The sequence below is a fragment of the Methylobacterium sp. C33D genome, assembly GCF_053345825.1.
Genome location: NZ_JBKFAV010000053.1, coordinates 1 through 25162, shown reverse-complemented (window position 1 = coordinate 25162; position 25162 = coordinate 1). Strand labels below are relative to the sequence as shown.

Here is a 25162-nt window from a genome sequence, read left to right as displayed (position 1 = left end):
GCAGCCTCAGACCGGATCAGCCTCGGCGGTCGCGCGGGCGGCCCAGAGGCTGAAGAAGCGGGGGTGCCGGCCCGGCTCGGCAAGGACGGGGTTGCGGGCGATCGGCTCCTCGATCACGGCCTGAGCCGGCGAGAAGGCGTGCACCAGCGTCAGCGGCGCGGTCGCTGTGACGATGCCGCCGTGGGCGTAGGCGCGACCGTAGCGGAAGACCACGACATCCCCGGGCTGCGGGCACGTGACCTCGGCGGCACGATCGAAGACGAAGCCGAGGTAGCGCTCGTCGTCGCGGTGGAGGTGCCAGTCCTGCGGATAGGGGCGCGGATCGAAGGCCGGCACGAGGCCGGCATCGACGAACACGCGGACGAGGAGCATGCCGCAATCGACGCCGACGCCGCGCAGGTCGGCGCCAGGGTGGTAGGGCGTGCCGAGCCAGCGCCGGGCCTCGCGCACGAGAATGCGACGCGCCTCATCTTCAGCGAGCACGCAGAGCCCTCAATGCGCTTCGTTCTCCGCGAATGCTGCCATACGCCGAGCCCTACCGGTCACGATTACCCAGATCCGGAACCCTTTACGATTTGGGAGTCTCTATACGAGAAAGCCCGAAATGCTGACCGAGCTCTGCCGGTCACTTCGCCGATGGCGCATCGTGAGATTTCGGCTCGCACAGCCACAGCCGGCGAGCCCGGATCCTCGAACCAGCTTAGCATGCGTTCGGCGGCGCCAACCGGCTCAATTGCGGGTTTCACGCCCGGTGAACTCAGAAGAACATGTCGCCGAACGTCAAATCTGCATATACGATCTGAAGATCAGTTTATAGACCTGCACCGAACGGTCGACAGCCAATCTTATGAAAGATTGGTGTATGGCTATCGCGGCCTGCGAACATCAATCGTCAGCTCGTCAGCTCGTTACCGAGTGCCAATCGTACCGCGAAACGAATTAAACCTCGAGCTATCGGATGATGGTGGCCCGAACATCGCCGGTCCTGCTGGATTGGTTGAATAACTTGGTACGGAGTAGCTGCTGCCGCCAGAATTAGAAAACCTTGCCAAGTACTCTGGGGCTCTGCGCTCCACGCAGTCCCCAGATCTATTATTATCGAGCTTCTGATCCAACATTTCTTTCGAGAATTTACCGCTTGTAGACCGCGACTGACTCGGCGTCCAATCAAAATATTTGGACTGATCGCACAGAGAGTCCCTGGCTGTCACGGACCCCATACCACCTAGAAGGAGAATGGAAGCGAACAAGATACGCATAATGTTAAACCTCACATATTTAAGGAAAATTCAGTCGAGAGGTATAAGAGTCAAACATTGACCGATCGCTGACATGAAAAGTTAACATCTTTTAAGGTTTCGGATGTGTAGATACCTTCGATTGAGTTGCCGCATGGCTAAATGGAATTTGAGACTGTGAAAGTGGCACATCACACCTGGCGCACGGCTCGCACTGGGCGGGGTCTTGCAAGAGATCCGCCGCGCCCGACCTTCCAGGCGAACGTCGGCAGCGGATAGCAACATGAAAGCCGGAGGTCGTGGAGCGCATCCGACAAAATCGGAAAAGACCTTACCACGCGTGCAGCTATAAAACCGAAACATAATTGGTATCAAAATGACAATTCGTCTGCGAGATCACGTCATTTCACTGTATCGATCGGTCATTGCGCGTGCTCGAAACGCCGCAAAAGGCACCGTAGGATTTGCTACCATTATTTACATATCTTTTGCTATCATAGTATCGGCGACCACAGCATTCGTCATATTCACCGAGAATTATACGCTTAAAGATTTAAGGCAGAAGCAGATACGGCAGGAATTCGAAGCTCTCTCCAGCTTGGGTCTCGCCAAGATTACAGCCGAATTGGGAAAGTCCGATGTCGCACTTGATACACTAGCAATGACTGACGCATATGGATTCGCGGCCGAAGAGACATCCCTATCCTTGGCGCGCGTCCTTGGCAATTTGCGCGAAGTTTCACCCGCCGCATATGCAGTGTTTGTCGCCTTTCCGGACGGCAGTTACAGCCTCGCTAGGCGCATCAAGAAACAGCTCGATACAACGGGCGAAGCGATAGTTGACGAGCACGGGCCAAAATTTGAGCTCCAATTTACCGAACGCTCAGCAGCAGGCCACAAAGTTCGTTTCATATATCTCAATGCCGATTATCAACGCGTCGTTAGCTCGGAACCCAACAAAGAATATCACGCGCCACAAACCCGACCGTGGTACATTGCCGGGAAATCAAACTCGAGAGCGCAGCTCGTCGGGCCGTATAGCTATGATGATGTCGATTTTGTCGGGCTGACTCTAAGTCGTCGATCGGCATCAAATAACAGTATCGTCTTTGGCGTCGATATAACGCTGGCTTCGTTAACAGATAGCCTCAAAGACTGTATATTCATATCCGGCGAGCGGATAATGCTCTTTGACACTGACGGTCAACTGCTTGCTGAGGCAAGCTCAGCGCGCCAGGGAGAGACCAATGATTTACTGCCATTGGGCTCGATAGATATTCAAAATAAGCAACGGGTTTTTGAGAGATTTAAAGAACATTCATCGCGCTTGACCGATGTAATGAGGATAGGTGATCGCGATTATTTGACGGGCTTCTATCCACTACATTCGCACGATAAGAAATTCGTACTTATAAATACCCTACCCGAAAGCGTAGTCCGTCTTCCGATCGAACAAATCATTCGAATGTCTCTGATCGCTCAAGCTGCTATCGGGATTTTAGCATTTATACTCGCATTATTCATAGCTAGTCGCGTCTCCAGTCCAGTTCATTCTCTGGCCGAGAAAGTTGAAAAGGTAGTGGCATTCGATTTTTCTCAATCATTAAAAGTCGAGAGTCGAATATTTGAGATTAGACGATTATCTAAAGCTGTTCAGACTCTCGAGCTGACACTCAAAGCCTTTTCGTCATTTGTGCCATCGTCATTCGTGAAATCGATAGTAGATCGGGACGTGTCCCTGACGCTTGGAGGAGAAAAGCGTAATGTCGTGGTTATGTTTACTGATATATCTGAATTTACAACAATTTCAGAGACGATGCCGCCTGATCGAATAATAGGACAATTGTCGAGATATTTTAGCACCATCTCCGCGACGATTGAGCGGCACGGCGGCATTGTCGATAAATATATTGGTGACAGTGTTATGGCGTTCTGGATTGATACTGAGGGAGTCGACGTTGCCAAAGCTGCGTGCGCAGCTGCTTTGGAAGCAGCCAACCAGATTTCGACTTTGAACAAGGAGTTCAAGTCCGAGGGCGTGCCGGTATTTACGACGCGGTTTGGGCTTCACAAAGGCGAAGCTATGGTCGGGACTGTGGGCGCGCTGGAACGTATGAATTACACCGTATTGGGCCATACGGTCAACGTTGCGTCCCGAATAGAAGGTCTCAATAAGATTTTTGGCACTACTATACTAATCAGTAGTCCAGTAAAAGGCGCCGCTGGAGACAAATTTCGGACGAGATACATCGGCGATGTGACTGTTAGGGGCGCCAGCCATTCGACCACCGTTTTTGAACTTGTCACATAAAAATTTTCGCCGCTAGATCTTTGTTCTATCAAGAACATTGTGATTCGCTGGCGTATCAAATATTGCCTTGATGTCGCTGACAGCCGAAGCAAAACCAGCGTCGTCGTGATCGTAGCGATGGGCGTCAACGGCGACGGCGGTCGCGATATGCTCGGCATAGATGGCGGTTTTTCCAAAGCCGAGATGTTCTAGACGGACTTTCTCCGCGAGCACGCTCGCCGCGGCCTGCACGGCGTGAAGCTGGCCGTGTCGGACGCGCACGAGGGCATCAGCGCGTCAGTGGCCAGGGTCATGAACGCAACCTAGCAGCGCTACCGCGTCCACTTCATGCGCAATGTGCTCGCCCATGCCGGGCGATAGGGCAGCGTGTCGACTCCGCGTTCACAGTCACGGTGTTCGCCCAGGGAGACGCTGAGGCGGACAGACTCCTGTGGCGGCACGTCGTCGACAACTCCGGCCGGACGTTCCTGAGACCGCCGCGCTGATGGACGAGGCCGATCCATACGTGCTGGCCTACATGAGCTTCCTGGCCGCACACCGGGTCGAGTTCCGCAGCCCGGACCCGCTGTAGCGCCTGACCGGCGAGATCAAGCGCCGGACCGATGTCGTGGGCATCTTCGCCAACACGGCGGCCATCAGCCGCCTGGGCGAGATCCTCCTTCAACAGAACGACGAGCGCTCACGCTACATCACCCAGGACAGCATCGCCCCCTCGCGATGATCCTCTCGTCAGCCTGCCCACCCTGGCAGCCTCATCCTCCCAGCCAATGCCGATAATGGTGGCGGCTCTAAGCCAGCTACACTATGCCAGGGAACACGACCGGACAGTCGTGATGCAACGTTGGTTAGGCGTTTGTAAAGAATGAACTCTGCATTTCAGGTATAATTCTGGAAAATGGCGACCGCACTGCCTGCGAATTAAAATTTGATGTGCGACGCATCACCGACGGCGGCGTCTCACTCTGCGCATGAGTTGCATGTCCGTATGTAATGGATGTTTGTCAAGCCATCCCGCTTCACGGAAGGATAACGGCCTAAGCATCCGAGGGATTCTTCCAAGGTATGCGGTTGGCTGCAGAGCAAAGGAACAGATCTGTGCATTCGCTTATTGCATCCGGGCCCAGTCATCCGCGGGCGACTATCTTCTTGCTAAGCACTCTCGTCGCTGGGGTGATTGGACTTATCACAGCAAGTTTCACTATTTTCATGATATCCATGGCGGTGTCTCTTCTTATCTTTGTTTTAATTTACCTATATTTGCAGAGGAAGTTGGGGTGGAGAGCGCTCGAGATTATCTCATTTTGGGATGTCTTGTTGCTGCTTTGGCTCTGAGCAGTTTTGTGATTGGAAATAGATAGAAATTATGATGTCCCCTGCTCTCTGGCTTGATTAGCCTCCGCCAGAACATATCGAGAGGAAGTCACATCGTGGGTTCGACTTTGAGCCGGGTGAGCATTCAAGGGCTGGTAACAGCCGTGGTGGCTCTCACCCTACTTGTTCACCCAGGCTTACCCGAAACTCCGCTGTACGTTTCGTTGTCTGGCATCGCGATGGCCGGCATCCTTTTGGCTTCCAACAAGGTCTCGGCCTACCTGAGAATATTCATTTCCGTCTACGGCCTAGGATACGTCCTACTGGCCGTCGCGGGTCTGCTGGGAGCAATGGGCGCGCTTCCATCGTCGATCACTTCGCTCCTGCCGCCAGATTTTGCTGCAACGGGTTCGGTCGCATTTGCGTTCATTATCCTCTTGATCTCGCATTCTAAGGCAATCCAAACGGTTACGCTTATCGCAGATCCATACTTCACAAATCGTGATGCTCCGGAACGCAATATTAGCCTCTTCCGTCTACTAGGCGCGACGGAGGGCGTGATCGGACAGCGACTCGTTGGCTTGTCGCTTCTTATAACATTCGCTCAAGTGGCCATACAGCTTCGAGCAAGTTTTCTGGCCCGCGACCTATTTAATGGGCTTCAAGAGTATAATATTGCCGCGTTCTGGTATCAGTTAACTTGGGTCTTCATTCCGCTGGCCGCATTGGCCGTTTTCACTTCGATGCTCGATACCGTCATCGATGAGTCTTTGCATCTGCGTTGGCGTACGTGGCTTACCCGCAGCCTTTACGAGCGTTGGCTCGACAGCGGTACCCACTACAGATTGCCGTTCGAAGCCGCTCATGCGGATAATCCGGATCAACGCATACAGAACGACGTCAATCTTTTCATAGTCCAGACGACATCTTTGTCTATAAAATTGCTATCACAAGCCACAACTCTGATATCATTCATCGTCATTCTCTGGAATATTTCGCGGGATTTCGTCTTCCCCTTTACCGATATTGTCGTTCCGGGATTTCTGGTATGGCTTGCCATCGGCTACGCGGTGATCGGGACTTGGCTCACACATGTCATCGGACACCCACTCATCAAGTTGTCCTTCCTACAAGAGCAAGCTGAGGCCGATTTTCGCTTCTCTCTCGCGCGCACTCGGATTTTTTCCGAACAAATTGCCCTCTTGAAAGGAGAGAGACAAGAAAAATTGCGGCTTGACGATCTCTTTGGTCATATCATACGCAACTATATCCAAATCATTATAAGAAAGACAAAGCTTTCTGTGTTCGTCAAGCTGTTCCAGCAAATCAGCAGTGTTTTTCCTTTCGTTTTGGCGGCGCCGGCGTTCTTTTCAAAACAAATAACACTGGGACAATTTACTCAGACTGCCGAAGCTTTTGGGAGCGTACAAAGTTCATTATCTTTCTTTGTGGAATCTTATACAGCAATCGCTAGCTATAGAGCAAATGCTGATCGACTGCATTCATTTGGGTGTGCGATGACGAAGGTCGAAGCCCACTTGGCTTCGGGCGTAGGATCGGTTGACGTTGTCGAGAATTTGGCGGGCGTTGAGGCCGCTAACTTCACACTGATGTTGCCCGACGGTCGAAAGATCGTTGACGGCGGAGATTTTGCTCTTTCGAAAGATCGGGCGACTTTGATCGTTGGCTCGTCCGGCTCAGGCAAGTCCACCTTGTTCCGCGCTATTGCGGGTATCTGGCCGTTCAGCAATGGACGTATCAGAGTCCCGGCAGGCCAATCCGTTTTGCTCCTCCCTCAGAAGCCCTACATCCCGCTCGGAACGTTGCGAAATGCTTTGACTTATCCTCGATGCGTGCAGCGTTTCCCGGAAAAGGTAGTTCGAGAGGCGCTGGAAGATGCCGAACTTTCTCATCTTGCAGATAAGCTCGACGTTGCGGATTGTTGGGATAACCGGCTATCCGGTGGCGAGCAGCAAAGATTATCGATTGTTCGCGCGCTTCTGATTAAGCCCGACTGGTTGTTTCTCGACGAATCTACAGCAGCTCTCGATGAGGCATGCGAAGCGAGGATTTATGGAATTTTGCACGAAAAATTGACTAATACTACGATTGTTTCGATCGGACATCGCTCCACACTCAACCAGTTTCATGATCGCTTCTTGGAGCTGTCGTCAATGAGTCTACGCCAAGTATCGAGAAACCATCGCGACCGTACGCTCACTCCGTCGGCAGGCATGAGAGGTCTCGGGTTCGGTATTGCTGGTCGGCTTTTGCGATAGGATCCGAGCCCTACACTCTTAGTGTCGCATTGATCGAGGAGAAAATTTCACCATCGATCTGGCGTCCTGCATCTTTTCTGCAAAGCCGATCCTTCTCAGAACGCTGCCTCCGGCGTTGGTACGAATGGAAAGCCGCGGAAGTTCGCCTCGTTGGCGAATTTGGACCGACAGGTCGCCAGGGTGTGGTCGCAGCCCTGGTAGGCCGTGAAGCTGTCACCCCGAGCCGGCAGCGCCGGCAGCGGGTAGGTGAGGATCAGACCGGTCGCGTCCGCCAGCTTGATCGTGGCCGAGACCCCGGCGTTGCCGCCCGAAGTGAACGTCACCGTCCCCTGCGTGAGCGCCTCGCTCGCACCGGTCCAGGGGATGAACGTCGCGCTCGCCCCGTCACCGACAGCCCCGGCGGAGGCGTAGGCCTGCCGCACGAGCCGGCAGCCGGTGTCGTACAGGGTGTGGTTGCAGGTTGGCTGCCAGACGTTGCGCGGCAGATCGATGTCGAGCAGCGTCAGCTCGCTTGCCACCGTCAGGGTCGCGGCGGTGCGCCCGACCTGATCGACGCTCGCCAGGCGCCCCGTGAACAGCGTGACCCCACCGATCGGCAGAGCGTCCCAGGCGGTGAGGAAGGCCCGGTCGCGCCGGATCGTGCAGCCGTCGAACACGCCCTCGCGCAGGGCTACCAGGAACGGCACGCCGCCGACCGTATCGGTCGGGCGCGCCGAGACCGTGATCCGCTGCTGGTCGACGTCGAGGCCGGTGGTGCAGCGGTAGCGCAGCCCGTCCACCAGCACGGAATCGGCGCGGTAGGTGGTGCCGTTCAGCAAGATCGGCACGTCAGCGTCGGTGTAGGCGAGGATCAGGCCGGACAGCAGCGTGAAGGTGAAGCAGTCGGCCATCAGCAGCCGCTTGTCGGCCCGCGCGCGCATCGCGGCGAGGTAGGCCAGGAGGGCAGGATCGGCGGGCCTCACGTGCGCACGCTCCGGAACTTGACCCCTTCCGCCTTCCACAGCCCGGCCATGACGTTCTCGAAGTCCTGCACGTCGTCGAGGAAGCGGCACAGGTAGGCGAAGCTGAACGCGGCCCCGACAACGGCGCCCGCGGCCGGCGCGGCCGGCAGCACGATCCGGTTCGGCGCGGCGAGGCTCCAGCCGTCGGCTGGCGCGCCGTCGATAGTGACGGCGCGCAGGGCAGTGATCCAGCCGACCGGCTCGGAGAAGCCGCCGAGCGTTCGGTGTGCCGGGAAGGCCAGCGACCGGCCGTCGCCGACGCCGATCGGCCCGCCCGCGACCGCGTTGTCGGTCGGATCCGTGTAGAGGAAGGTCCCGAAGCGACCCTGGCAGCGCAGGAACAGGCCGAGCAGCGCCTGCAGCGAGTTCGCGCCGAGCCCGGGGAAGGCCGAGCCCGAGGCGAGCCCGTCGAAGGTCACCTCGAACTCCCACAAGGGCGCCGCGTAGAGGCTCGCGCGCACCTCCCGGCCCGAGACGTGCGGGGCGAGCCGCGTCGCGAAGGTCGGGCGCTTGTGCACGGACCAGCCTTGGCCCGGCAGCGCGGGGAAAGCGGGCGGGACCTCGCTCACCCGCGCACGCTCACGAGCCGGAAGGCTTGGGTGGCGAACAGCAGCGCCATGAAGTGCTCCAGATCGAGGTCGTCGTCGGCGAAGCGGCAGAGCAGGCTCGATCCAGCCCCGAGCTCGGGCGGCACGGCGATGTGGAACGGCAGGGCGCGTCCGGCGACCTGGCCGTAGAAGCCCGCGAGGCGCGCGAAGTCACCGGCGAGCCCGCTCATCGCGAAGCCGCCGCCGGCCAGGACGTCGTAGGCCAGCTCGATCTCCCAGGACGGCGACTGTACGCGCGTCGCCCGCGCCTCCCGGCCCGAGACGTGCGCGGCCGCGCCGGTGCGGAACACAGGCGCGTAGCGCACCGACCACGCGAGGCCGGAGAGCGCCGGGAAGGTCGGGTACGGCCCCGGAACCGGTGACGGGTCGGGCGGCGGCGGCGGCAGCGCCGGCCCCTTGCCGCTGACCCACAGGCCCGCCGGCCAGTTGAGAGTATCGCCCCACACGTCGGAGCGCAGCGGGAAGGTCGGGAACGGCCGCGCATCCCAGTTCCAGACCGCGAAGAAGGCGGTCTGCAGCATCGGCAGCCCGGCGGCCGAGACCTCGTTGTGGCCGTCGTGGTACCAGTACTCGTGGACCGCCCGCAGCGCCATCGCGGAGAGCGTGTCGTCCCGCCGGGGCGTGTAAGTCGCCCCGTCGGCGCTGTCCCAGACCGACCAGAACGCGGTGAAGCTCTCCGTGCTCTTCGGGTCGTAGAACACGTTGGGCTGGTTGGTCGCGCGGTCGATCGAGCCGAAGCCGTACTCGACGGTGGTGATCGACTTCGAGAGCGGCACCCAGCGGGTGGCGGGACCGCGCGGCACCCAGCCCCGGCCGTCGCCGTCGTCGTAGACGGCGCGGTGCGGGTTCTTCCACCACCAGCGCAGCTGCTTGTTCGCCAGGATCTCCTGGCCCGGATAGTACCGGCTGCGGGTCTGGGTCACGCGGTCGCCGGTCGGCCGCGACACCTGCTGATCGGAGCCGAGCGGGTCGAGGCCGATCCCGAGATTGTCCGAGTCGGCGTAGAACCAGTCGTACTTCTCGCCGCCCTCAATGTTCCGCTTCAGGTAGGCCATCGAATAGAGCGTCGGCTCGCCCGCGAGCCCGAGGCCGTTCATCGTGTCGGGCCCGGGCGGCCAGCGGCTCCGGTCGGGCGCGGACGCGGTCCAGTTCGCCGCGTCGAGGCCGCCGCCGGCCGTGGTCCAGTCGGACAGCGGCAGGTAGTTGTCGAAGGCCACGAGGTCGATGCTGTCCCGGCCGTAGAGCTGGTCGAGGTGCGGCCACTGGCCGGCCTCGCCGGAGTGCTGCACGCCCATCCACACCGACCAGTCCGGCGAGTAGGTGATCAGGTTGTGCAGGCCCGCCGCGTCCCGGGTCAGGCCGGCCGCGTCGAAGATCCCGCGCACGTCGTCGGCGAGCCGCCCGAGCCCGTCGACGAAGGGGTAGTCCCATGTGACGGTGCCGTCGGTGCCGGTCGTGCCGGCCCGGGTCCAGCCCGGACCTCGGATCGCCTCCAAGCCGCGCAGCTCGGAGCCGAGCAGGAACAGGTCGACGCCGCCGGCCAGCACGCACAGGTTCGCATAGTGCAGGATCATCCGGCGGAACGTGTAGTCGTCGGCCGGGCCGGCATAGTCGACGGTGAGGCGACCGGTATCGCGGGTGAACTGCGACGGCTGCGCCGGCCCGAGGATCCGGGCCACCGTCGCGGCGGCGGCCGCGGTCCCGTCCGCGTCGAGCCCGATGCGCCCGCGCCACGGGAAGCCGGGGCAGTCCATCAGCAGGAACGGGTAGAACACGACGCGGTAGCCGCGCGCCTTCAGGTCGCGCAGGCAGCGCACCACGCTCTGGTCGGACGGCGTGCCGCCGTAAACCGCGTGGCCGTCGACGGTGGTGATCGGGATCAGGATCGGGGCGCCGCCCGGGCCCCGCGACAGCTGCGTCAGGCCCGAGACCTGCCAGTTCTCCTCCACCGGCTCGGGCCCGTCCACGCGCTGGAACGAGCCGTCGAGGTAGATCGTCGACGGGTAGATCTTGCAGACGCGCGCGTCGACCGAGGAGCCGAACCACGCCACGAGCAGGTTGACCGTGGTGCAGCCGGGCACCTGCTCGGTCAGGGCGTCGAGGGCGAGGCTGCAATCCGTGCGCCCCGAGCCCGGCGCCGCGTAGGTGTTGATCGGCTTGAACGGGCGCTCGGCCGCCGAGGGTGGCCACCGCGAGGCTCGGTAGGGCAGCGGGTCGTAGCCGAACTCCCCGGTCGCGGGCAGCAGGTTGAAGCCGGTGATGTAGTCGATCACGGCGCAGATTGGCCCCTCAGCGCGGCCGCTTCAGCCCGGTCCCAGCCGCGACAGGCCGAGATGCGCGCCCTGTCGGACCGCCTGGTTGATCGCCCGCATCAGCGGGCGCGAGTGGTTCTGGAAGAAATCCGCCACCGAGGCACCGTCCACGGCCGAGACGTTGATCTGGGTGGTGTGGTTCAGTGCGAGGCTCGGGGCCGGGCTGCCGCCCATGGCCGCGCGCAGCGCGCCGGCGGGACCGGCGGGCACGATCATCTCGCCCTTGTGCACCTGCGCGACCATGTCGTTGGGCAGCGACCACGCGCCGACCGCGAAGGACGGGATCGCCGCGGCGGCGGCCGCGACCGTCGCCTCGCCGGCGGCCGCGGGGCCGACCGCGGCGGGGCCGAGCAAAGGCGACAGGAAGCCGAAGATGCCCGCGAAGGTCTCGGAGGCCGAGGCCATGATCGACTTGACCATCGCGCCCGCCTGCGTGGCGAACGCCGAGGCCGCCCCCGTCTCCTCGGCCCCGGTCCGGGCGGTGACGCCCGCGGTGGTGGCCGCCGTCTTGGCGACCTCGCCGGCCTGGTGGGCCGAGACGCCGGCGAGCCAGTCGGCGATCAGCTTCACCCGCGCCTGCACGTAGCTCTGGACGATCGACAGCGCCGTGCTGCGCGCCGCCTGGGCGATCGTGGTCTGACCCTGGATCACGCTGAAGACGTTGCCGGTGAGCGTCGAGCCGATCTGCTCGTAGGTGCGCTTCGTGTCCTGGTACTCGGCCTTCTGCATCTCGCGCTCGGCCTGCGCGCGGCGGCTCGCCGATTCTGCGGCGAGCCGGTCGAGTTGCGCCATCGCCTGCCGGTACTGGCTCGTGCCCTGGCCCCAGATCTCGGCGAGCTTGCGCTGGTGCTCGCGCTCCAGGTCCTCGATCTGCCCCAGCACCGCGCCGGTCTCGGCCTGGCGCTCCGCGAAGCTGAGGCCGCGCTCCTGCGCCTCTTGGCGGAGGTCGCGCATGCGATCCTCCAGGACGCGCTTGGCGTTCTGGTAGGCCGTGTCCTCGGCGGTGGCGCGCTCCTGCGCCTCGGCCTGCTCCACCGCCCGGGTGTTGGCGATCTTCTGGGCCTCGAGCTGGTTCCAGGCCGCCGTACCGCGGGCGTGCAGCCCCTGCTCGACGGTCAGGGCGTCGTTGAGGATGCGCAGCCGCTCGCGCGAGCCGGTCTCCATCTCGGCGGTCTGGAGGGTGGCCTCGGATCGTGTGAGCGCGACGCGCTTCTCGGCGAGCGCCGCCTCGCCCTGCGCGAGCCGGGTCTGGAGCGCCGTGCGGGCCGAGAGGTCGGTGGTCGCGTCGAGCTGCCGGCGCAGGGCGTCGTTCGCCCGCTCCTGGGCGGCGACCTCGTCGCGCCGGCCCGCCGCGTTGGCCTGGGCGGTGGCCAGCGCCTCGCGGTCGAGGGCGTTGCCGCCGGCCTGCCGGTCTGCGAGCTGCTGGCGCAGGTCGAGCTGCGCGCGCAAAGCCTCGGCCGTGGCGCCGCCCGTGATGTTGTCGGCCTCCTGCGCTCGCCGCCCGGCGTTGATCCCACCGTTGTCGCCCGAGCGCCCGCGGATGGTGGCGGCCAGCGCGCCCTCGTCGCCGCTGCGCGCCGCGGCGGCGACATCGCGCGGCAGCGAGCCGTAATTGTAGGCCACGGAGGTGAGGGAGGCCTTCGCCCGATCGGACAGGCCCTGCCAGGCCGCGCCCACCTGCGCGGCGGCCTCGGTCTGGAACGCCACGAGGCGGCGGGCGAGATCGCGCTCGGCATCCTCCCGCGTCGTGACGGTGTCGGCGGTGACCGGGCTGACGCGGCCGTCGGCGCCGGTGGTCGTGTCCGAGCCGTAGCCGACGCGGAAGCGGCCGTCGTTGTCACGGTAGGCCGCGTTGCTGAACCCCTCGAACTTCCGGATCAGCGCGGCGGCGTCGCCGGTCGCGCCCTGGAGGCGCTGGCGCAGCAGGTCGATCCGGCCGGTCGCCTGATCGATCCCGGCCTGCGCGGTGTTGCCCAGGAGGTTCGCGGTGGCGTCGGTGAGCTGATTGGTGTCGAGCGGCGTCCGCGCCAGGGTGGCGTTGCGGCGCTCGATCGTCTCCAGCTGCTTCTCCAGCGCCTCGGTGACCCGGTTCGCCTCGTCGACCTGCCCGCGCAGGCGCGAGGCGAACAGGCCGGCGAGCGGGCCCAGGGCCGAATAGCTCTTGAGCTGCTCCTGCAACGACCGGGTCATCTCGTTGCCGTAGGCGCGGGCGCGCTCGACCAGGGCGGACAGGATCGCCGCCTGCATCTGGTTGGCATTGCCGTTCTGGCGGGCGAGGTCGAACTGCGCGCGCAGCTCGCGCGAGACGCCGCCGAGTGCCGCGAGATACGGCCCACCGGCGGCGGCGGGGTCGCGCAGCGCCCCGGTCAGCGCGGAGGCCATCTGCTTCGCCTCGTCCTCGGAGGAGGCCATCATGGCGATCAGCGAGACGATCGAGGCGTTGGCCGAGCCGGTATAGCTCGGGACCGAGGCGAGCATGGCCTCGATCGAGGCCGCGCCCTGGTCGGTCATGCCCGGGACCTTGGTCAGCTCCAGCGTGAAGGCCTGGAGCATCCGGGTCGCGTTCTCGAAGCCGCGTGCCTGCGCGGCGGCCTGGAGCCGGTCCATGTTGCCGGCGGCCGCGACGGTGCGGCCCTCGACCTCGAGCAGGCCGGAGCCGTAGATCTGCGAGCCGCGCCGCCACTCCTGGAAGGCGCTGCGCTGCCGCTCGATCGCGCCGGTGAGCCCCTGCGTCGACAGGGCCGTGACGTCGAGGGCCCGCGAGGCCGAGAGCGCGTTGAAGGCGTACTCCACCAGCGCGGTGGCGCCAGACCGGGCCGCGGTCGCGGTGGCCGCGATGGCGGTGCCGACGGCCGCGTAGGTCCGTCCGGTCGCGCTGGACACGGCCTCATCGGCCGCGCGCAGGCCCTCGTAGGCGGCGACCAGCGCCGCCACGGCGCGGGCCTGCGTGGCGAGCGCGGACGTGTTCTCGGCACTGGCCTGGATCTGCCGCAGCGATGCGGTTGCCCCATCGATGGCGGCCTTCAGCTCGTCATAGCTCTGGCGCGCGGTCGCGTTCTGGCCTCGGGCCGCCGTGGCGAAGCCCTGGATGGTGCCCTTGGCCTGATCGGCGGCCGCGCGGATGCCGCCGGCGTCGCCGCCGAAGCGGACCTGGATATCGTCGGCCATGGTCGAGCTCGAATGCGATTGCCTCTACCGGGCGAACGGCTGCTGTAAGTGGTTTTGCGACGGGTGGGTTTCGGGTGGCAAAACCTAAAAAGCGAAAGCTTACTTCGAAAATAACGACTGGCGGCTCCGAGCCAGGACCAACTATGGGCGGGTTGTCCGCAAGCTGGAACGCACCGTCATCTTCATCAAGAGGTTTGCACCGAGCCATACGAGCCGAACCTTACTCGTTTCGGTGACGGCGGCCATCGTCGAGCGGTTTGCGGAAAACCTCTAGTCGTTACGTGCGATCCTTGTTGGCGAAGAATGGGAACAGCTCACCCTTTCGATTTTCGACGAGTTGCTAGCTTTTATCAGAAGAGCAGCGATTTTTTAAATTGTTTCAAAACGTAAAGCTCCGAACTCCGAAAATTCACAAGCAATATTTTGTACATTAGAATTGATTGCACGTCTAATAAATATACAAAAATCGACAAGTCGATAATAAATACAGAAATTCTCGCTAGTGAAGATTGTATTACCGGCTTCATGTATCATTGCATAGGTCATCGTCGGGTTAATATCACATCATCAAGATGCAAAATTTTAATAATTCAAGGTATTTGTGCTTCCGCAGAAGGCAGGAAAAACTCATTTAGTATCGCCTATGCGTGATCTATGAATTATATTACTGCGAAATTATGGAATTTATTAGAACAGCCCATATTGTATTGCGTCGAGATGACCGGGCATGAATTGGCCGCAAAGCTTGCGAGAGCCAGCCAGTCGCTCTATAACTCATGGTTGCATCACGCCCGGGCATCAGCTGAAAAGCCCGACTGAAAATAAATGAATAAGAGGTTGAGACGTGCCACGTAGAGTGAAAAAGGAAAGTGTATCAGTAAGTTTTCACTACCTGATTCGCAGGCGCTCGGATCAACAGGGTGAAACTAAAATTATACCGTTTTCTATGGCCGACTTCGATCATCTGCAAGAAAATATGGAGGATCAAGATCCGATCGATTTTGATGACCAAGAAAGCGTCGATCGCCTCCGATTTAGCTCAGAAATTATACTACTCAATTTAACTAGAGAGAATAGTCGCACGATCAGCGGAACGTTCAAAAATCCGTACTCAGGACATGCTTTTGAGAACACTCACAAAGGAAAAATCCCAGCAGAAAGCGTTAGTTTGCGCCCATTCCATTTTTTATTATATCTTTCAGAAGGCGGACGAATTTATATAGCTTCGCAGTATTTAGGGCAATATGGCGGTTACATTGCACTGCAAAACACTATTCAACGCATGTTGCCCAAGTATGAGGATATTGAGTCTAGAACCTTCCGGTCCGACACCTTAAGTCTCAAAAAGGCAGAGGCAAAAGAGATTCGAGTTACTCTTTCACGTCAATCATCATCCATCGCAAAATACAACCCTTTCCAACAAGACTCTATAGTCACCTTCAAAAAACAAAGCAAAAATGATGGCTTTGAGACAGAAGTCTCGGAAAAGATTTTTCCGTATTTTGGCAGAAGAAATGCCGATATTCAGAAAGTTGTAGCCGACGTCGTAAATCAGAACGAACTCATGGATGTCAAAGACACCGATATAAGCGATTGCACTATTATTGCAAAGATAAATGGTCGAACCAAAACTATATATATGCTCGACGACGGGAATTTCGCAACGAAATTCCCGATCAACGTGCAACTGGATACTGACGGGCACCCAGACCTGCCGCAAACAAAAAACGAGATGATCAGGGTACTAACTCAGGGAATTATCGCGAAGAGCGAAAATGTTTAGCATTAGCAAAATATACATAGATAATCGTGAAACTTTTTACGATTACAGCACAAATCAATCTCAGTCTAGGTCATTATATTTCGTCTTGATCCTCACTATCAGTGCAATCTGCGCCGCACTGTGTAGCGAGCCGAACGATAATTTTGTCGGTGCGATTATAACGGCGCAGTCTATCTTGGCTGGCTTCGGGTTCAATGTACTGTTTTTTTTGCTGTCGTCATCTAATATGACGCCAAATCACGACCCATCCTCCATTGAAGGCGCGCTGAGGTCCAAAAGGCTGACTAACCTTTCGAGTGAGATATTCAGCAATATTTCTTACTTCAATTTAGTCTCAATTCTGTCGGTTTTCTTGGCGTTGCTCACGATGATGCCTGGATTTTCAAAATCGTCGATCGATTTACTATCGAGTCTGATGAGTCATTATTTGTCTGATTACGCTAAGGAGTTGTCTACAACTGTGGAGTGGGCCAAATCTTTGATTCGTTTCCTATTGTTTTCGGCGTTATACGCTATGGTTTTGGAGAGCATATATACATTCGTACGAACAATTTGTAGAATTACTTTTTACTTCCGGAGAAAACTAGAGATTTTGCATCAGCAGCATGATTGATAGCTTTTTTGGTCAATTCGATTTCGTTACATTTTATTACGCGATGAAGATTGCAACATAATGAAACATCAATGATAGTAAATTCTCCCCTCACACCTCTGCATTCCGTTTTCCTGCAAGACAGAGCCAGCGCTCAATTTCGGTAAAGCCTGAAGATTTGAGATCGCAACTTACTTGTGGAATGCACCAGCCGTGCGCAGAGCCCTTCTCGCAAAGTAACCGGTTCATTTTGCAGCACATCTTGCAATCTACAACAATCGGGTACTATCAATCGTCGTGATTGACCGCTGACCTTGTCACTCTCTCACTCATTTAAGCCGCTATCGAGCCGCACCTTAGGCGCAAGCGGCTACCGCCAAGCGGATCATCAAAACATTCTCCACGGCTTATAAGCGGTTCGTCCAAGAAGCGAGCTGATCAACCTATAGCCCTACTGCGCCTTCACATGCCCGTCGGGGAAACGCAGGATCATCGCGCCGATGCCGCTCGGGTCGTCGGCCGCGGCTGCAGCCGCCGCGGCCAGCGGTGGCGGATCGGCTGGCGCCTTCACGCCCATGAACGCCGCCACCAGTTCGTGAATCGGAGGATGAGCCGTCCAATAGCGGTAGAGCCGCCGCACGTCCCAGAGCGTCAGCTCGCTGACGGTGTCGAGCGACCATCCGGTGACGGTGCAGATCCGGCCGTAGACGGCGTCGAGGTCGAGGCGGCGCCCTGCGCCGCCCGCGCTTCCCCCGGGTCGGCACCCGCGGAGGAACTGGGAAGGTAGCCCGCGAGGATCAGCACGGCGCGCGTCGCCTCGGCGAGGTCGGCGCTCGTGGCCTCGAGATCGCGCAGGGTCGCGATGTCCGGCTCGTGGTCGCGGGCGAGCGCCGCGCTGACTACGGCGAGACCGTAGGCGAACGGGCTCTCGCCCGAGCCGCGCGCCACCAGCGGCTCCAAGGCCTCGACCTGGCGCAGGGTGAGCGGCCGGACGATCCAGGTCTTCGAGCCGAGGGTGATGGTGGCCGGAAGCGGCCGCGGATCGGCGCTCATCCGACATCCCCGAACGACCAGGTCGCGACGTTGCCGGCCGCGTCCGCGAACACGCTGAAATCGAACTCCGGCATGACGAAGTCCTCGAGCTTGGTGCCGAACCCGAGCTTCGAGGACGTGCAGTTGTTGAAGCGCACGTTCACCGCGTTGCCCTGGAACGTCGTGTAGAACTGCGCCTGGAAGGTCGGCGTGGTGCCGAGCAGCTGGTTGGTCACGGTGAAGTGCTGGCCCGCGCCGGCCAGCGCGTAGGTGTAGTTGATCAGCAGCATCTTGCCCTGGTCGGCGGCGGCGAAGGTGTAGACCCCGTTCGCCACGCTGTACTGGCCGGCGGCCGGTGCGGAGCCGACCTTGGTGAAGGGCAGGCCGGTGAGCGCGTTCAGCACGCCGAGATCGTCGGCCGCGGTCGCGGCGTTGGCGACCGTCACCGTGTAGGGCGACCCGGCCGGGATCGTGCCGGACTCGCCGAACGCGGTCATGAGCTGCCCCGGCACCGGGGTGACGCCGTAGAACAGCGAGGCCATGGCCAGCCCGGAGATCCGGGCGACCTTGGCCTTGCCGGTGGTCTTGATCGTGCCGCGGGCGATGGCCAGCGGGTGCTGCTGCTGGCCGTAGAGTTCCTTGATCGTGGCGGTTTCGTCCATGGTGACCTCCTGGACGAGGCCGAAGTTCACCGGGGTCGCGTTGGCGATGTCGGTGCGGGTGCCGATCAGGACCCCGGAGCCGAAGGAATACATGCGGGTCTCCTCTCAGGACGTGGGGGTCAGGGCGCGGCGTGCTCGATCTCGGCGACCAGCGCCTTCACGCGCTCCTTGAAGGCGTGGACGAGGTTCCACAGCGCGGTGTGGTCGCCGAGCGCGGTGCCGCCGAGCATGTCGGCGTGCAGGTTGTCGATGCGCGCCGCCAGCGTGTCGCCGCGGATCGGCGGGCCGTACCCGCGCACGGGCGTGGGCTCGGGCGCCTCGGCGGCACCCGGATCGAGCTCGGATTCCATAGGGATCTCCTCGGTCAGGGAAGCTCGATCGCCACGGGCACGACGAGGAGGCCGTCGCCGTCGAGGTCGCCCGGCACCTTCACCGGCCGGCCCGTGATGCGGACCATGTACGGGGTGCCGGCGAGCGTCGTGCGGCCCAGCGCCAGGTCGGCGCCGGCGGGCGCGAGAGCCTGGTCGAGGGCGTCCATGATCTCGTTGAGTTGCGCCGCGCCGATCACGCGCGGGTCGCGCGCGTCGATGTAGACGAAGATCTTCACCTCGATCGTCCGCCGCGGCACCGCGCCGGACGACCACGCGTAGCTCTCGTCGCCGCCCTCGTGCAGGAACACGGCCGGGCGTTGCGTGGCCGGCACGTCGGCGAACAGCTTCAGGCGCCGAGTCGGACCCGACTTCCAGCGATAGGCGCCAGCCACGACGGTCTGGAGCGCGACGACCGCCGCGTTACGGGGCCCGAGCGGGGCGGTCACCTCAAGATCCCCTGGGCCACTGCACCCTTCAGCGCCGCCACGATCGCCTCGGCCCGGTCGGCGAGGGACGAGCGCATGAACGACCGCTCCGGCGTGTTGGCGGTGCGGGTGAAGCTGCGCACGTCGACCGCGCGCGGGGCGATTGTCTGCCCGAAGGCCTGCGTGATCGTGCGGACATGGGCCGCGACCGTCTCCGCGCCGGTGAAGCCGAACTCGTGGCGGGCGCCGTATTTGACGTCGCCCGACTGGCTCACCGTGCCGGTCACCGCGTCGTCGCTTTGCTCGACATCCGAGACAATCGAGCGGCGCAGGCGGCCGGTGACCACGTTCAGCACCTCGCCGGAGAGCTTGCGCTTGATCAGCGCCTCCAGCACCAGCCGCTCGACCTGGACCGCCTTCACCATCTCGGCGCGGACGGTGTCGGGCATCCGGTCGAACCGGGCGACCACCCGGGTCTCCGCGACCTGGATCTCGGTCAGCACGGCGGCACCACCGCGCGGTAGGGCTGCAGCGCGGCCGAGACGAAGTCGGGCACGGCCGCGATCCGGTACGAGACGGTCTCCTGGCCGCCGAGCGACTTGGACTGCATCCCGATCCGCTCGGCGTAGGCCATGCGGTCGCGGATCCAGTCCAGCGCGGCGTTGGCGAGATCGGCCGGGACGTAGCCGTAGGTGATCGCGACCGCCTCGCCCACGTCCTCGGCCGAGAACAGGTAGCCGCCCGCGTCATTGACGGCGTACTGCCCCTGCGCGGGGCTCTGCTCGACCTGGGTGAGCGCCGCGCCGGTGCCGAAGGCCACGCCGAGATCGCAGGCCCAAGGACCGTAGGGCTGGTCCGGATACACCGTGCACGGCGCGCTCCCCGGGAGCGGCACGGGCCCCACCGCGATCTGGTAGCCGGCCGTGTACGCCACCGAGACGGCCGCGGAGCCCGGCGGGGCTGGCAGCGTCAGAACCTGCGGCCGGCCGGGCGGGGCCTCGTCGGCGGGCTGAAGCGTGTAGCCGCCGCGCGATCCGGCGTCCTCGGCGGCCACGATCGCGGTCGAACCGACGGTGACCGTCTCGATCCCCGTGACCGGCCAGTTGGCGAGGAGGATGCGAGCCGCTCCCCCGGTCCGAACCTCGGTGTAGCGCCGCGGCAGGATCGCGGGGCGGTTCAGCGCGGCCAGGATCATGCGGCTCACCGCCGTGATCAGGCGCTGCACCGAGCCATCGGCATCCTCCTGCACGCCGAGATCGGCGAGCCGCACGAGGTCGTGGGGACTCGGCCAGATCATGGTTCAGGCGGCGGGCGCCAGGGCGTCCCGGGCCCTGGCCCGCAGCGTGTCGTTGTCGACCGGCGGCACGACGCGGATGCCGCGCTTCCTCAGGAAGGCGAACAACTCGTGGCGCTTCATCACGTCGATGTCCGCGGCCGTGACCTTGGCCGGATCGATCCGCTCGGCGTCCTCCTGCTCCAGGCGCCGGCGCTGATCCGCCTCGGCGATCATGCGCGCCACGTCCTCGTCGGGCATCGCCGCGACCGTCTCGGTGAACAGCGCCACCAGCCGGGCGCGGTCCTGGTCGAGCGTTCCGAGAGACATGGCAACCGAAGCTGTAGCCGGGCCCGGCGCAACCCACGGCGTGAAGCCGTGCGCCTCTAGCGCGCGGCGATGGCGCGGGTCGACGTGCACCGCACCGTCCTCGTCCGGCTCTAACGAATGGCCCTGGTGCGAGAAGCCGGTCAGCCCCGCTGGGGCGCGCATCTTGATCATGTCGAGGTTCCTGCTGCGAGGGGCGGGCGTCAGGCCGGGGCGCCGGTCCAGACGTTGCGCCAGACCTTGGCCAGCCCGTCCCAGACGACGGGCAGCGACAGGGTGGTGTCCAAGTAGAGCTGGTCGACGAGGGGCGCGCTCGGCCGTCCCGCGGTCGGGCCGGATAGCGCGTGCGCACCAGCGCGGATCCAGCCGTTGGCCTCCAGAACCTGCGCGTCGAAGACCGGCACGTCGAGGACGGTGCCGGCCGTACCCCGGTAGGGGGCGGCCGTTGGCGACCGTGACGTGCGGGCGCCCGTCCCCGGGCGGGAACATGCGGGCGAGTGGCGCGGCCATGGGTGCTCAGCCGTTGGCGATGTTGGTGATCACAGCCAGGGACGGCGGAAAGTAGTGCTGCAGCACCTCGTCGGCGTAGACGCCGTACTCGTACTTGCGCGAGCGGAGCGGCCACTCGATCTGGTAGTAGTCCTGCCGCGTCCGCACCTGCATGACGTTGCCGACGTTGTTGATCGGGTACGGCAGGGTGCCGGTGGTGAACAGGATCGTGCCCGCCGGCAGGTTCGGGTGGACCTTGATGTCGAGGGTCGAGCCGCCCGCCATCGAGACGCGGTTCAGGTAGGTGCGGGCCATGAAGCCGCCGCCGAGCTGGTCCCGGGTCACCGCGATCTCGTACTTGTAGGCCGAGCTCGCGTTGCCGGTGAGGATCTTCCGGGAGATGCTCAGCGCCTCCTGGCTGTTCACCCACATCGTGTCGGGCGAGAGCCGGTAGAGGTCCCACATGGACTTGAGCACCGCATCGACCTCGACGATGCCGCCCGCGCCGTCAGCGGTGAGCGGCGTGCCGATGCCGGCCGGGCCCGGCGGCAGGGTGAGGATGGTGGCGCCGGAGCCGGGCCGGAACGCCTGCGTCAGGAGCCCGTCGAAGGACAGGGCCGAGGTCGAGCGGTCGACCGTGCCGAGCGAGGCGGCGGTCTGGGTACCCGCGGCCGCGGCCGTGATCAGGACGGAGTTGATCGTAGTGATCGCGCCCAGCACCTCGGCGCCGGCCGCGCCCCAGAACCACGCGTAGCCGAGCGCGCCGGGCACCGGGGTGACCGAGGCGGCGATCGATCCGGTGGCGCCGGAGGTCGCGACCGTGGCGGCCGCCGAGCGGGCCGCCGCGCCGCCGCCGAACACGTCGGTCGAGCCGTCCGCGTTGGTGCGGGTGATGGTCGACTGGATCCCGCCCGTGACGGTGCCGTTGATCACGCCGTCGAGCGCCAGCGCCACGGCGATCACCGACCAGGTTCGCTCAGAGAGCGCGCCGCCGGTGGCGGAGCCGGACAGCGTCGGGGTCGGCGTGGTGCCGAGCGCGAGCGAGGTGTTGCCGCCGAGCAGCATCGCCTCCTCGCCGAGCATCAGGCTCTGGAGCCCGGTACGGGCGGCGATGGCGCGCACGTCATCGAAGCCCAGCGCGGCGTACTGGGCCTCGAACTCGACATTCGACTCGATGCCGATGCCCTTGTAGCTGGCGGTGTAGTCGGCGGTAGCGACGACCTGCACGCCGCCGCGGTTGCCGCCGGAGACGCCGATGCGCATCCCGGAGACGTTGATGCCGGTGATCGCCCGCCACGCGGCCTGGATGCCGCCCTTGCCCGAAACGCGCGGGATCGCGTTTCGCAGGGGCGTGAGCACCGGGTAGAGCGACTTCGCGCCGAGTTCGAGGTCGTAGAAGGTCAGGCCGGAGGTCGGCGAGGTGCCCTGCGCGAAGGTCGACTTCTGCAGATCGATCCCGAGCTGCGCCAGGATCGGGTCGGTGAGAGGCTTGGACTGCGCCTCCTTGAGGAGGGCGAGGACGTCGACATGCTGCGTCATGGGTCGTGATCCGGTTCGGATGCACGGCCGCGCCGGCGCTGACCCGTCCCCGGGGCGCGCGACATCGGACGTAAGGGGGATGGTGGGCCTTGCGGCCCGTCGGGGGACGCGCGCGATCCGTCCCCGGACCCGCGGTGCGTCGAGAATGGTCGGTCCAGTGCCGGACGGTCTAAGTCAGGCTGTCGGCCTCCAGACCGACAATCTGCCTCGAGTGGATCGCTGCCGGTCCGTTTCCAAGCAGCGGATGGATCGAACCGAACACAGCCCTAGGAGCCACTCTGGCCTCGATGTGTGCCGATAGGCACCGACTGTAACTCCAAGCCTCTGTCAAATCTGCTCGCAAGCACAACCCGTTTTCGAGTCTTCGGGGTGACTGCCACTTAATGTTTATCCACAAGATCGCAGTCGAAAACGCAGCCATCACGCCGCTCGGAGTTCAGAATTTAAGGACATTGAGGTCATCGGATCTAAAGAAGGAATGTCGAAGAGACGCGATCAAATTGGACCGATCAGACCAGTCGAAATCCTCGTCGTTGGCCAAGCTGGCGGAGTTACAAAACGACATTCTTAAGCAAGGCGACAGAAAGGTTACGAGGCTGTGATGGGCGGCTTTTTTCGAGTTGAGTTCCAGGCGCGCACTGACCAAGCGTCCGGCTCTCTAGCGCTCGCCAACGGAAAGGTGGCAGGCCTAGACGTAGGCGGCGGTATCTATCGCGGCAGCTATGTCGAGGAAGGCGGCCGCGCACGGGGAACTGCAATCCTGTCGTTTCCTGACGGTGGCGAACTCGTGACGGGGATGCGTGTGCCTCCCGGAGCCGAAATCACAATACCATTCGATATCCCTGTCGGGACCTCGACCAACATTCATGGCACATCGGTTGATGTGGCCGGCCGTAGAGTTGACGTTATTTGGCGTCGTATTGCTGATTTGTAGATATTAGTCAAATTATAGAGCCTATTTGATAAATAGACAATAGGGTTAATTGGTAAATATTGCAATCAATTATGGATATAGTTGTCATATGTAGACCGCAGGCCGACAATTCATCATGGCGTAACAGCGGAACACTCGATCAACACAAAATTCGGAGCTAAAGGTATCATGAATTTTGGCAGAAAATCGATCACTGTCGCTGGATTTATGATCCTTTTCATCGCCAATGCCAATGCATTGCCGCTTACCCGAGCGCAGATCAATCAGTGCCAACCGCATGGCGGTGAGCGAAATGCGGAAGCAGATCTGGCGGCCTGCAATGCTGTCATCGACTCCGGCCTCTGGCGAGGCGCCATTTTGAAGATCTTCATCTTCAATCGAGGCACGCTCCTGGCCGAGAAAGGAAATTTCGATCTGGCATTGAAGGATTTCGACAAAGCCATTCGACTCGATCGAAATTTTTCGATGGCTTACGTAGGGCGCGGCGAGATTCTAAAAGCAAAGGGCAACCTCGACGAGGCAGTCAAAGAATTCGATCAAGCAATCAAGTCCGATCCCAACAATGCACTCGGTTATCAGTACCGCGCTGCCGCCATGGAATTGAAGGGCAATTTCGATCAGGCGCTGAAAGACTATGGCAGCACGATCAATCTCAATCCTGATAATGCCAATATATATAATTCCCGGTGCTGGCTACGCGCAACCACGGGCACAGATCTCGAGGGCGCGCTGGAAGATTGCAATAATTCTTTGAAATTGAAGTCAGATGAAGCGAACACGCTTGATAGCCGAGGATTGGTGAATATTAAATTGGGCCTCTATGACAAAGCAGTTGCCGATTATAGCGCCGCTCTGAAGCTGAAAGAGACGGCGGGGGCGTTGTATGGCCGTGGACTGGCCAAAAGATTGGGCGGGGACAAAGAAGGTGGCGATATCGATATCGCGAAAGCCGTTAAAATTGATGCGAATGTTGAAAAGGACTATTCATCATACGGTCTCTGATTATCAAGCGGCCGGACCCAATCGAGGCGCGGGATAGCTCGAATTCCGTATATGGCAGAGGCTCGTATCGTTTGTCGTCGTGTCGCTTGCTGGCAATGCCGGGTGCGTTGAGTAGATGGCTATCAACCTGGACGCCGGTGCACCCGCTCATAACGCGCCGGGACATGAGCAATGGTCTCGGACATGAGTGCTTGATCCTGTTGCCGGAACCGTTCCGCACACGCGAAAGAGGAGAGCCAGAGTTTGTCTGAGCCGCGACCGCCCAAGCTTAACCATTCGTTAACTGTGTTGCGCGATTTTACAACTGGTAGTTGAGGAGATTGGGCGATGGTCTGCGTGGCGCTGTTTTGTGGTGCGAGCCTGATCTTCGTCGCGGTTCTAGGGTGTGAACCGAACCAAGCCGTTGCGGGGTCTGTCGTTTTGTGATTCCAGGCGGCCGTTCTGCGGCCTGGAGGCGGTGATGGCGGACCTGTTCTGGCTCTCGGATGAGCAATGGGCGGTGATC

The 25162-nt window shown here is 61.6% G+C and carries 19 protein-coding genes and 1 pseudogene; 5 read left to right on the top strand and 15 right to left on the bottom strand.

Features of this window, described 5'->3' with window-relative positions:
* Nucleotides 1–6: 6 nt before the first annotated feature.
* On the bottom strand, nt 7–483 hold the full coding sequence (locus ACLBXO_RS28520; RefSeq protein WP_440763022.1) for a hypothetical protein: 477 nt from the start codon (nt 481–483) through the stop codon (nt 7–9).
* A 1131-nt stretch (nt 484–1614) separates the two neighbouring features.
* Between ACLBXO_RS28520 and ACLBXO_RS28515 the strand changes: the two genes are divergently transcribed.
* The 3 genes and pseudogenes from ACLBXO_RS28515 to ACLBXO_RS28505 all read left to right on the top strand — a co-directional run bounded on the left by ACLBXO_RS28515 (nt 1615) and on the right by ACLBXO_RS28505 (nt 7139).
* Nucleotides 1615–3549 (top strand): adenylate/guanylate cyclase domain-containing protein, encoded by a 1935-nt coding sequence (locus ACLBXO_RS28515; RefSeq protein ID WP_447687511.1) that lies wholly within the window; start codon nt 1615–1617, stop codon nt 3547–3549.
* A 96-nt stretch (nt 3550–3645) separates the two neighbouring features.
* Nucleotides 3646–4301 (top strand): annotated as a pseudogene (locus ACLBXO_RS28510) (transposase); the annotation flags it as partial.
* 675 nt (nt 4302–4976) lie between these two features.
* On the top strand, nt 4977–7139 hold the full coding sequence (locus tag ACLBXO_RS28505; protein ID WP_447687510.1) for an ABC transporter ATP-binding protein/permease: 2163 nt from the start codon (nt 4977–4979) through the stop codon (nt 7137–7139).
* Between the two features lie 95 nt (nt 7140–7234).
* On the opposite strand, the gene ACLBXO_RS28500 is transcribed toward ACLBXO_RS28505, so the two are convergent.
* From ACLBXO_RS28500 to ACLBXO_RS28485, 4 genes are read right to left on the bottom strand one after another with little or no spacing between them, the layout of a single operon-like run.
* A complete protein-coding gene (locus ACLBXO_RS28500; RefSeq protein WP_447687509.1) occupies nt 7235–8101 on the bottom strand; it encodes a DUF2163 domain-containing protein in 867 nt (288 codons plus the stop codon).
* The gene (locus tag ACLBXO_RS28495; protein ID WP_447687508.1) at nt 8098–8709 is read right to left on the bottom strand and encodes a DUF2460 domain-containing protein; all 612 of its coding nucleotides are present in this window, start codon (nt 8707–8709) and stop codon (nt 8098–8100) included. Before ACLBXO_RS28495 ends, ACLBXO_RS28500 begins: the two co-directional genes overlap by 4 nt.
* On the bottom strand, nt 8706–11021 hold the full coding sequence (locus tag ACLBXO_RS28490) for a baseplate megatron protein TIM-barrel domain-containing protein (RefSeq protein ID WP_447687507.1): 2316 nt from the start codon (nt 11019–11021) through the stop codon (nt 8706–8708). The genes ACLBXO_RS28495 and ACLBXO_RS28490 overlap by 4 nt, the downstream gene beginning before the upstream one ends.
* A gap of 30 nt (nt 11022–11051) precedes the next feature.
* The gene (locus tag ACLBXO_RS28485) at nt 11052–14228 is read right to left on the bottom strand and encodes a glycoside hydrolase family protein (RefSeq protein ID WP_447687506.1); all 3177 of its coding nucleotides are present in this window, start codon (nt 14226–14228) and stop codon (nt 11052–11054) included.
* Between the two features lie 844 nt (nt 14229–15072).
* On the opposite strand from ACLBXO_RS28485, the gene ACLBXO_RS28480 reads away from it, so the two are divergent.
* A complete protein-coding gene (locus tag ACLBXO_RS28480) occupies nt 15073–16011 on the top strand; it encodes a hypothetical protein (protein WP_447687505.1) in 939 nt (312 codons plus the stop codon).
* A gap of 1043 nt (nt 16012–17054) precedes the next feature.
* Here ACLBXO_RS28480 and ACLBXO_RS28475 read toward each other — a convergent pair.
* The 10 genes from ACLBXO_RS28475 to ACLBXO_RS28430 all read right to left on the bottom strand — a co-directional run bounded on the left by ACLBXO_RS28475 (nt 17055) and on the right by ACLBXO_RS28430 (nt 22721).
* Nucleotides 17055–17243, bottom strand: a complete 189-nt coding sequence (locus ACLBXO_RS28475; protein WP_447687504.1) for a hypothetical protein — start codon at nt 17241–17243, stop codon at nt 17055–17057.
* Nucleotides 17244–17254: 11 nt separating this feature from the next.
* Nucleotides 17255–17656 carry a hypothetical protein gene (locus ACLBXO_RS28470; protein WP_447687503.1) on the bottom strand — a complete coding sequence of 134 codons (402 nt, stop codon included), beginning with the start codon at nt 17654–17656 and terminating at the stop codon, nt 17255–17257.
* Nucleotides 17653–18390, bottom strand: a complete 738-nt coding sequence (locus ACLBXO_RS28465; protein WP_447687502.1) for a hypothetical protein — start codon at nt 18388–18390, stop codon at nt 17653–17655. The genes ACLBXO_RS28470 and ACLBXO_RS28465 overlap by 4 nt, the downstream gene beginning before the upstream one ends.
* 26 nt (nt 18391–18416) lie before the next feature.
* The gene (locus ACLBXO_RS28460) at nt 18417–18647 is read right to left on the bottom strand and encodes a hypothetical protein (RefSeq protein ID WP_447687501.1); all 231 of its coding nucleotides are present in this window, start codon (nt 18645–18647) and stop codon (nt 18417–18419) included.
* 14 nt (nt 18648–18661) lie between these two features.
* On the bottom strand, nt 18662–19114 hold the full coding sequence (locus ACLBXO_RS28455) for a hypothetical protein (RefSeq protein WP_331315778.1): 453 nt from the start codon (nt 19112–19114) through the stop codon (nt 18662–18664).
* Complete coding sequence (locus ACLBXO_RS28450) at nt 19111–19596, bottom strand: hypothetical protein (protein WP_447687500.1); 486 nt, start codon at nt 19594–19596, stop codon at nt 19111–19113. Before ACLBXO_RS28450 ends, ACLBXO_RS28455 begins: the two co-directional genes overlap by 4 nt.
* Nucleotides 19590–20390, bottom strand: coding sequence for a phage head-tail connector protein (locus ACLBXO_RS28445; protein WP_447687499.1), 801 nt, complete (start codon nt 20388–20390; stop codon nt 19590–19592). Before ACLBXO_RS28445 ends, ACLBXO_RS28450 begins: the two co-directional genes overlap by 7 nt.
* 3 nt (nt 20391–20393) lie before the next feature.
* Complete coding sequence (locus tag ACLBXO_RS28440; RefSeq protein WP_447687498.1) at nt 20394–20867, bottom strand: hypothetical protein; 474 nt, start codon at nt 20865–20867, stop codon at nt 20394–20396.
* 29 nt (nt 20868–20896) lie between these two features.
* On the bottom strand, nt 20897–21097 hold the full coding sequence (locus ACLBXO_RS28435) for a hypothetical protein (protein ID WP_447687497.1): 201 nt from the start codon (nt 21095–21097) through the stop codon (nt 20897–20899).
* Nucleotides 21098–21209: 112 nt separating this feature from the next.
* Nucleotides 21210–22721 (bottom strand): hypothetical protein, encoded by a 1512-nt coding sequence (locus ACLBXO_RS28430; RefSeq protein WP_447687496.1) that lies wholly within the window; start codon nt 22719–22721, stop codon nt 21210–21212.
* A gap of 1102 nt (nt 22722–23823) precedes the next feature.
* On the opposite strand from ACLBXO_RS28430, the gene ACLBXO_RS28425 reads away from it, so the two are divergent.
* Entirely contained in the window at nt 23824–24657 is an 834-nt protein-coding gene (locus ACLBXO_RS28425) for a tetratricopeptide repeat protein (protein WP_447687495.1), read from the top strand.
* Nucleotides 24658–25162 lie beyond the last annotated feature (505 nt).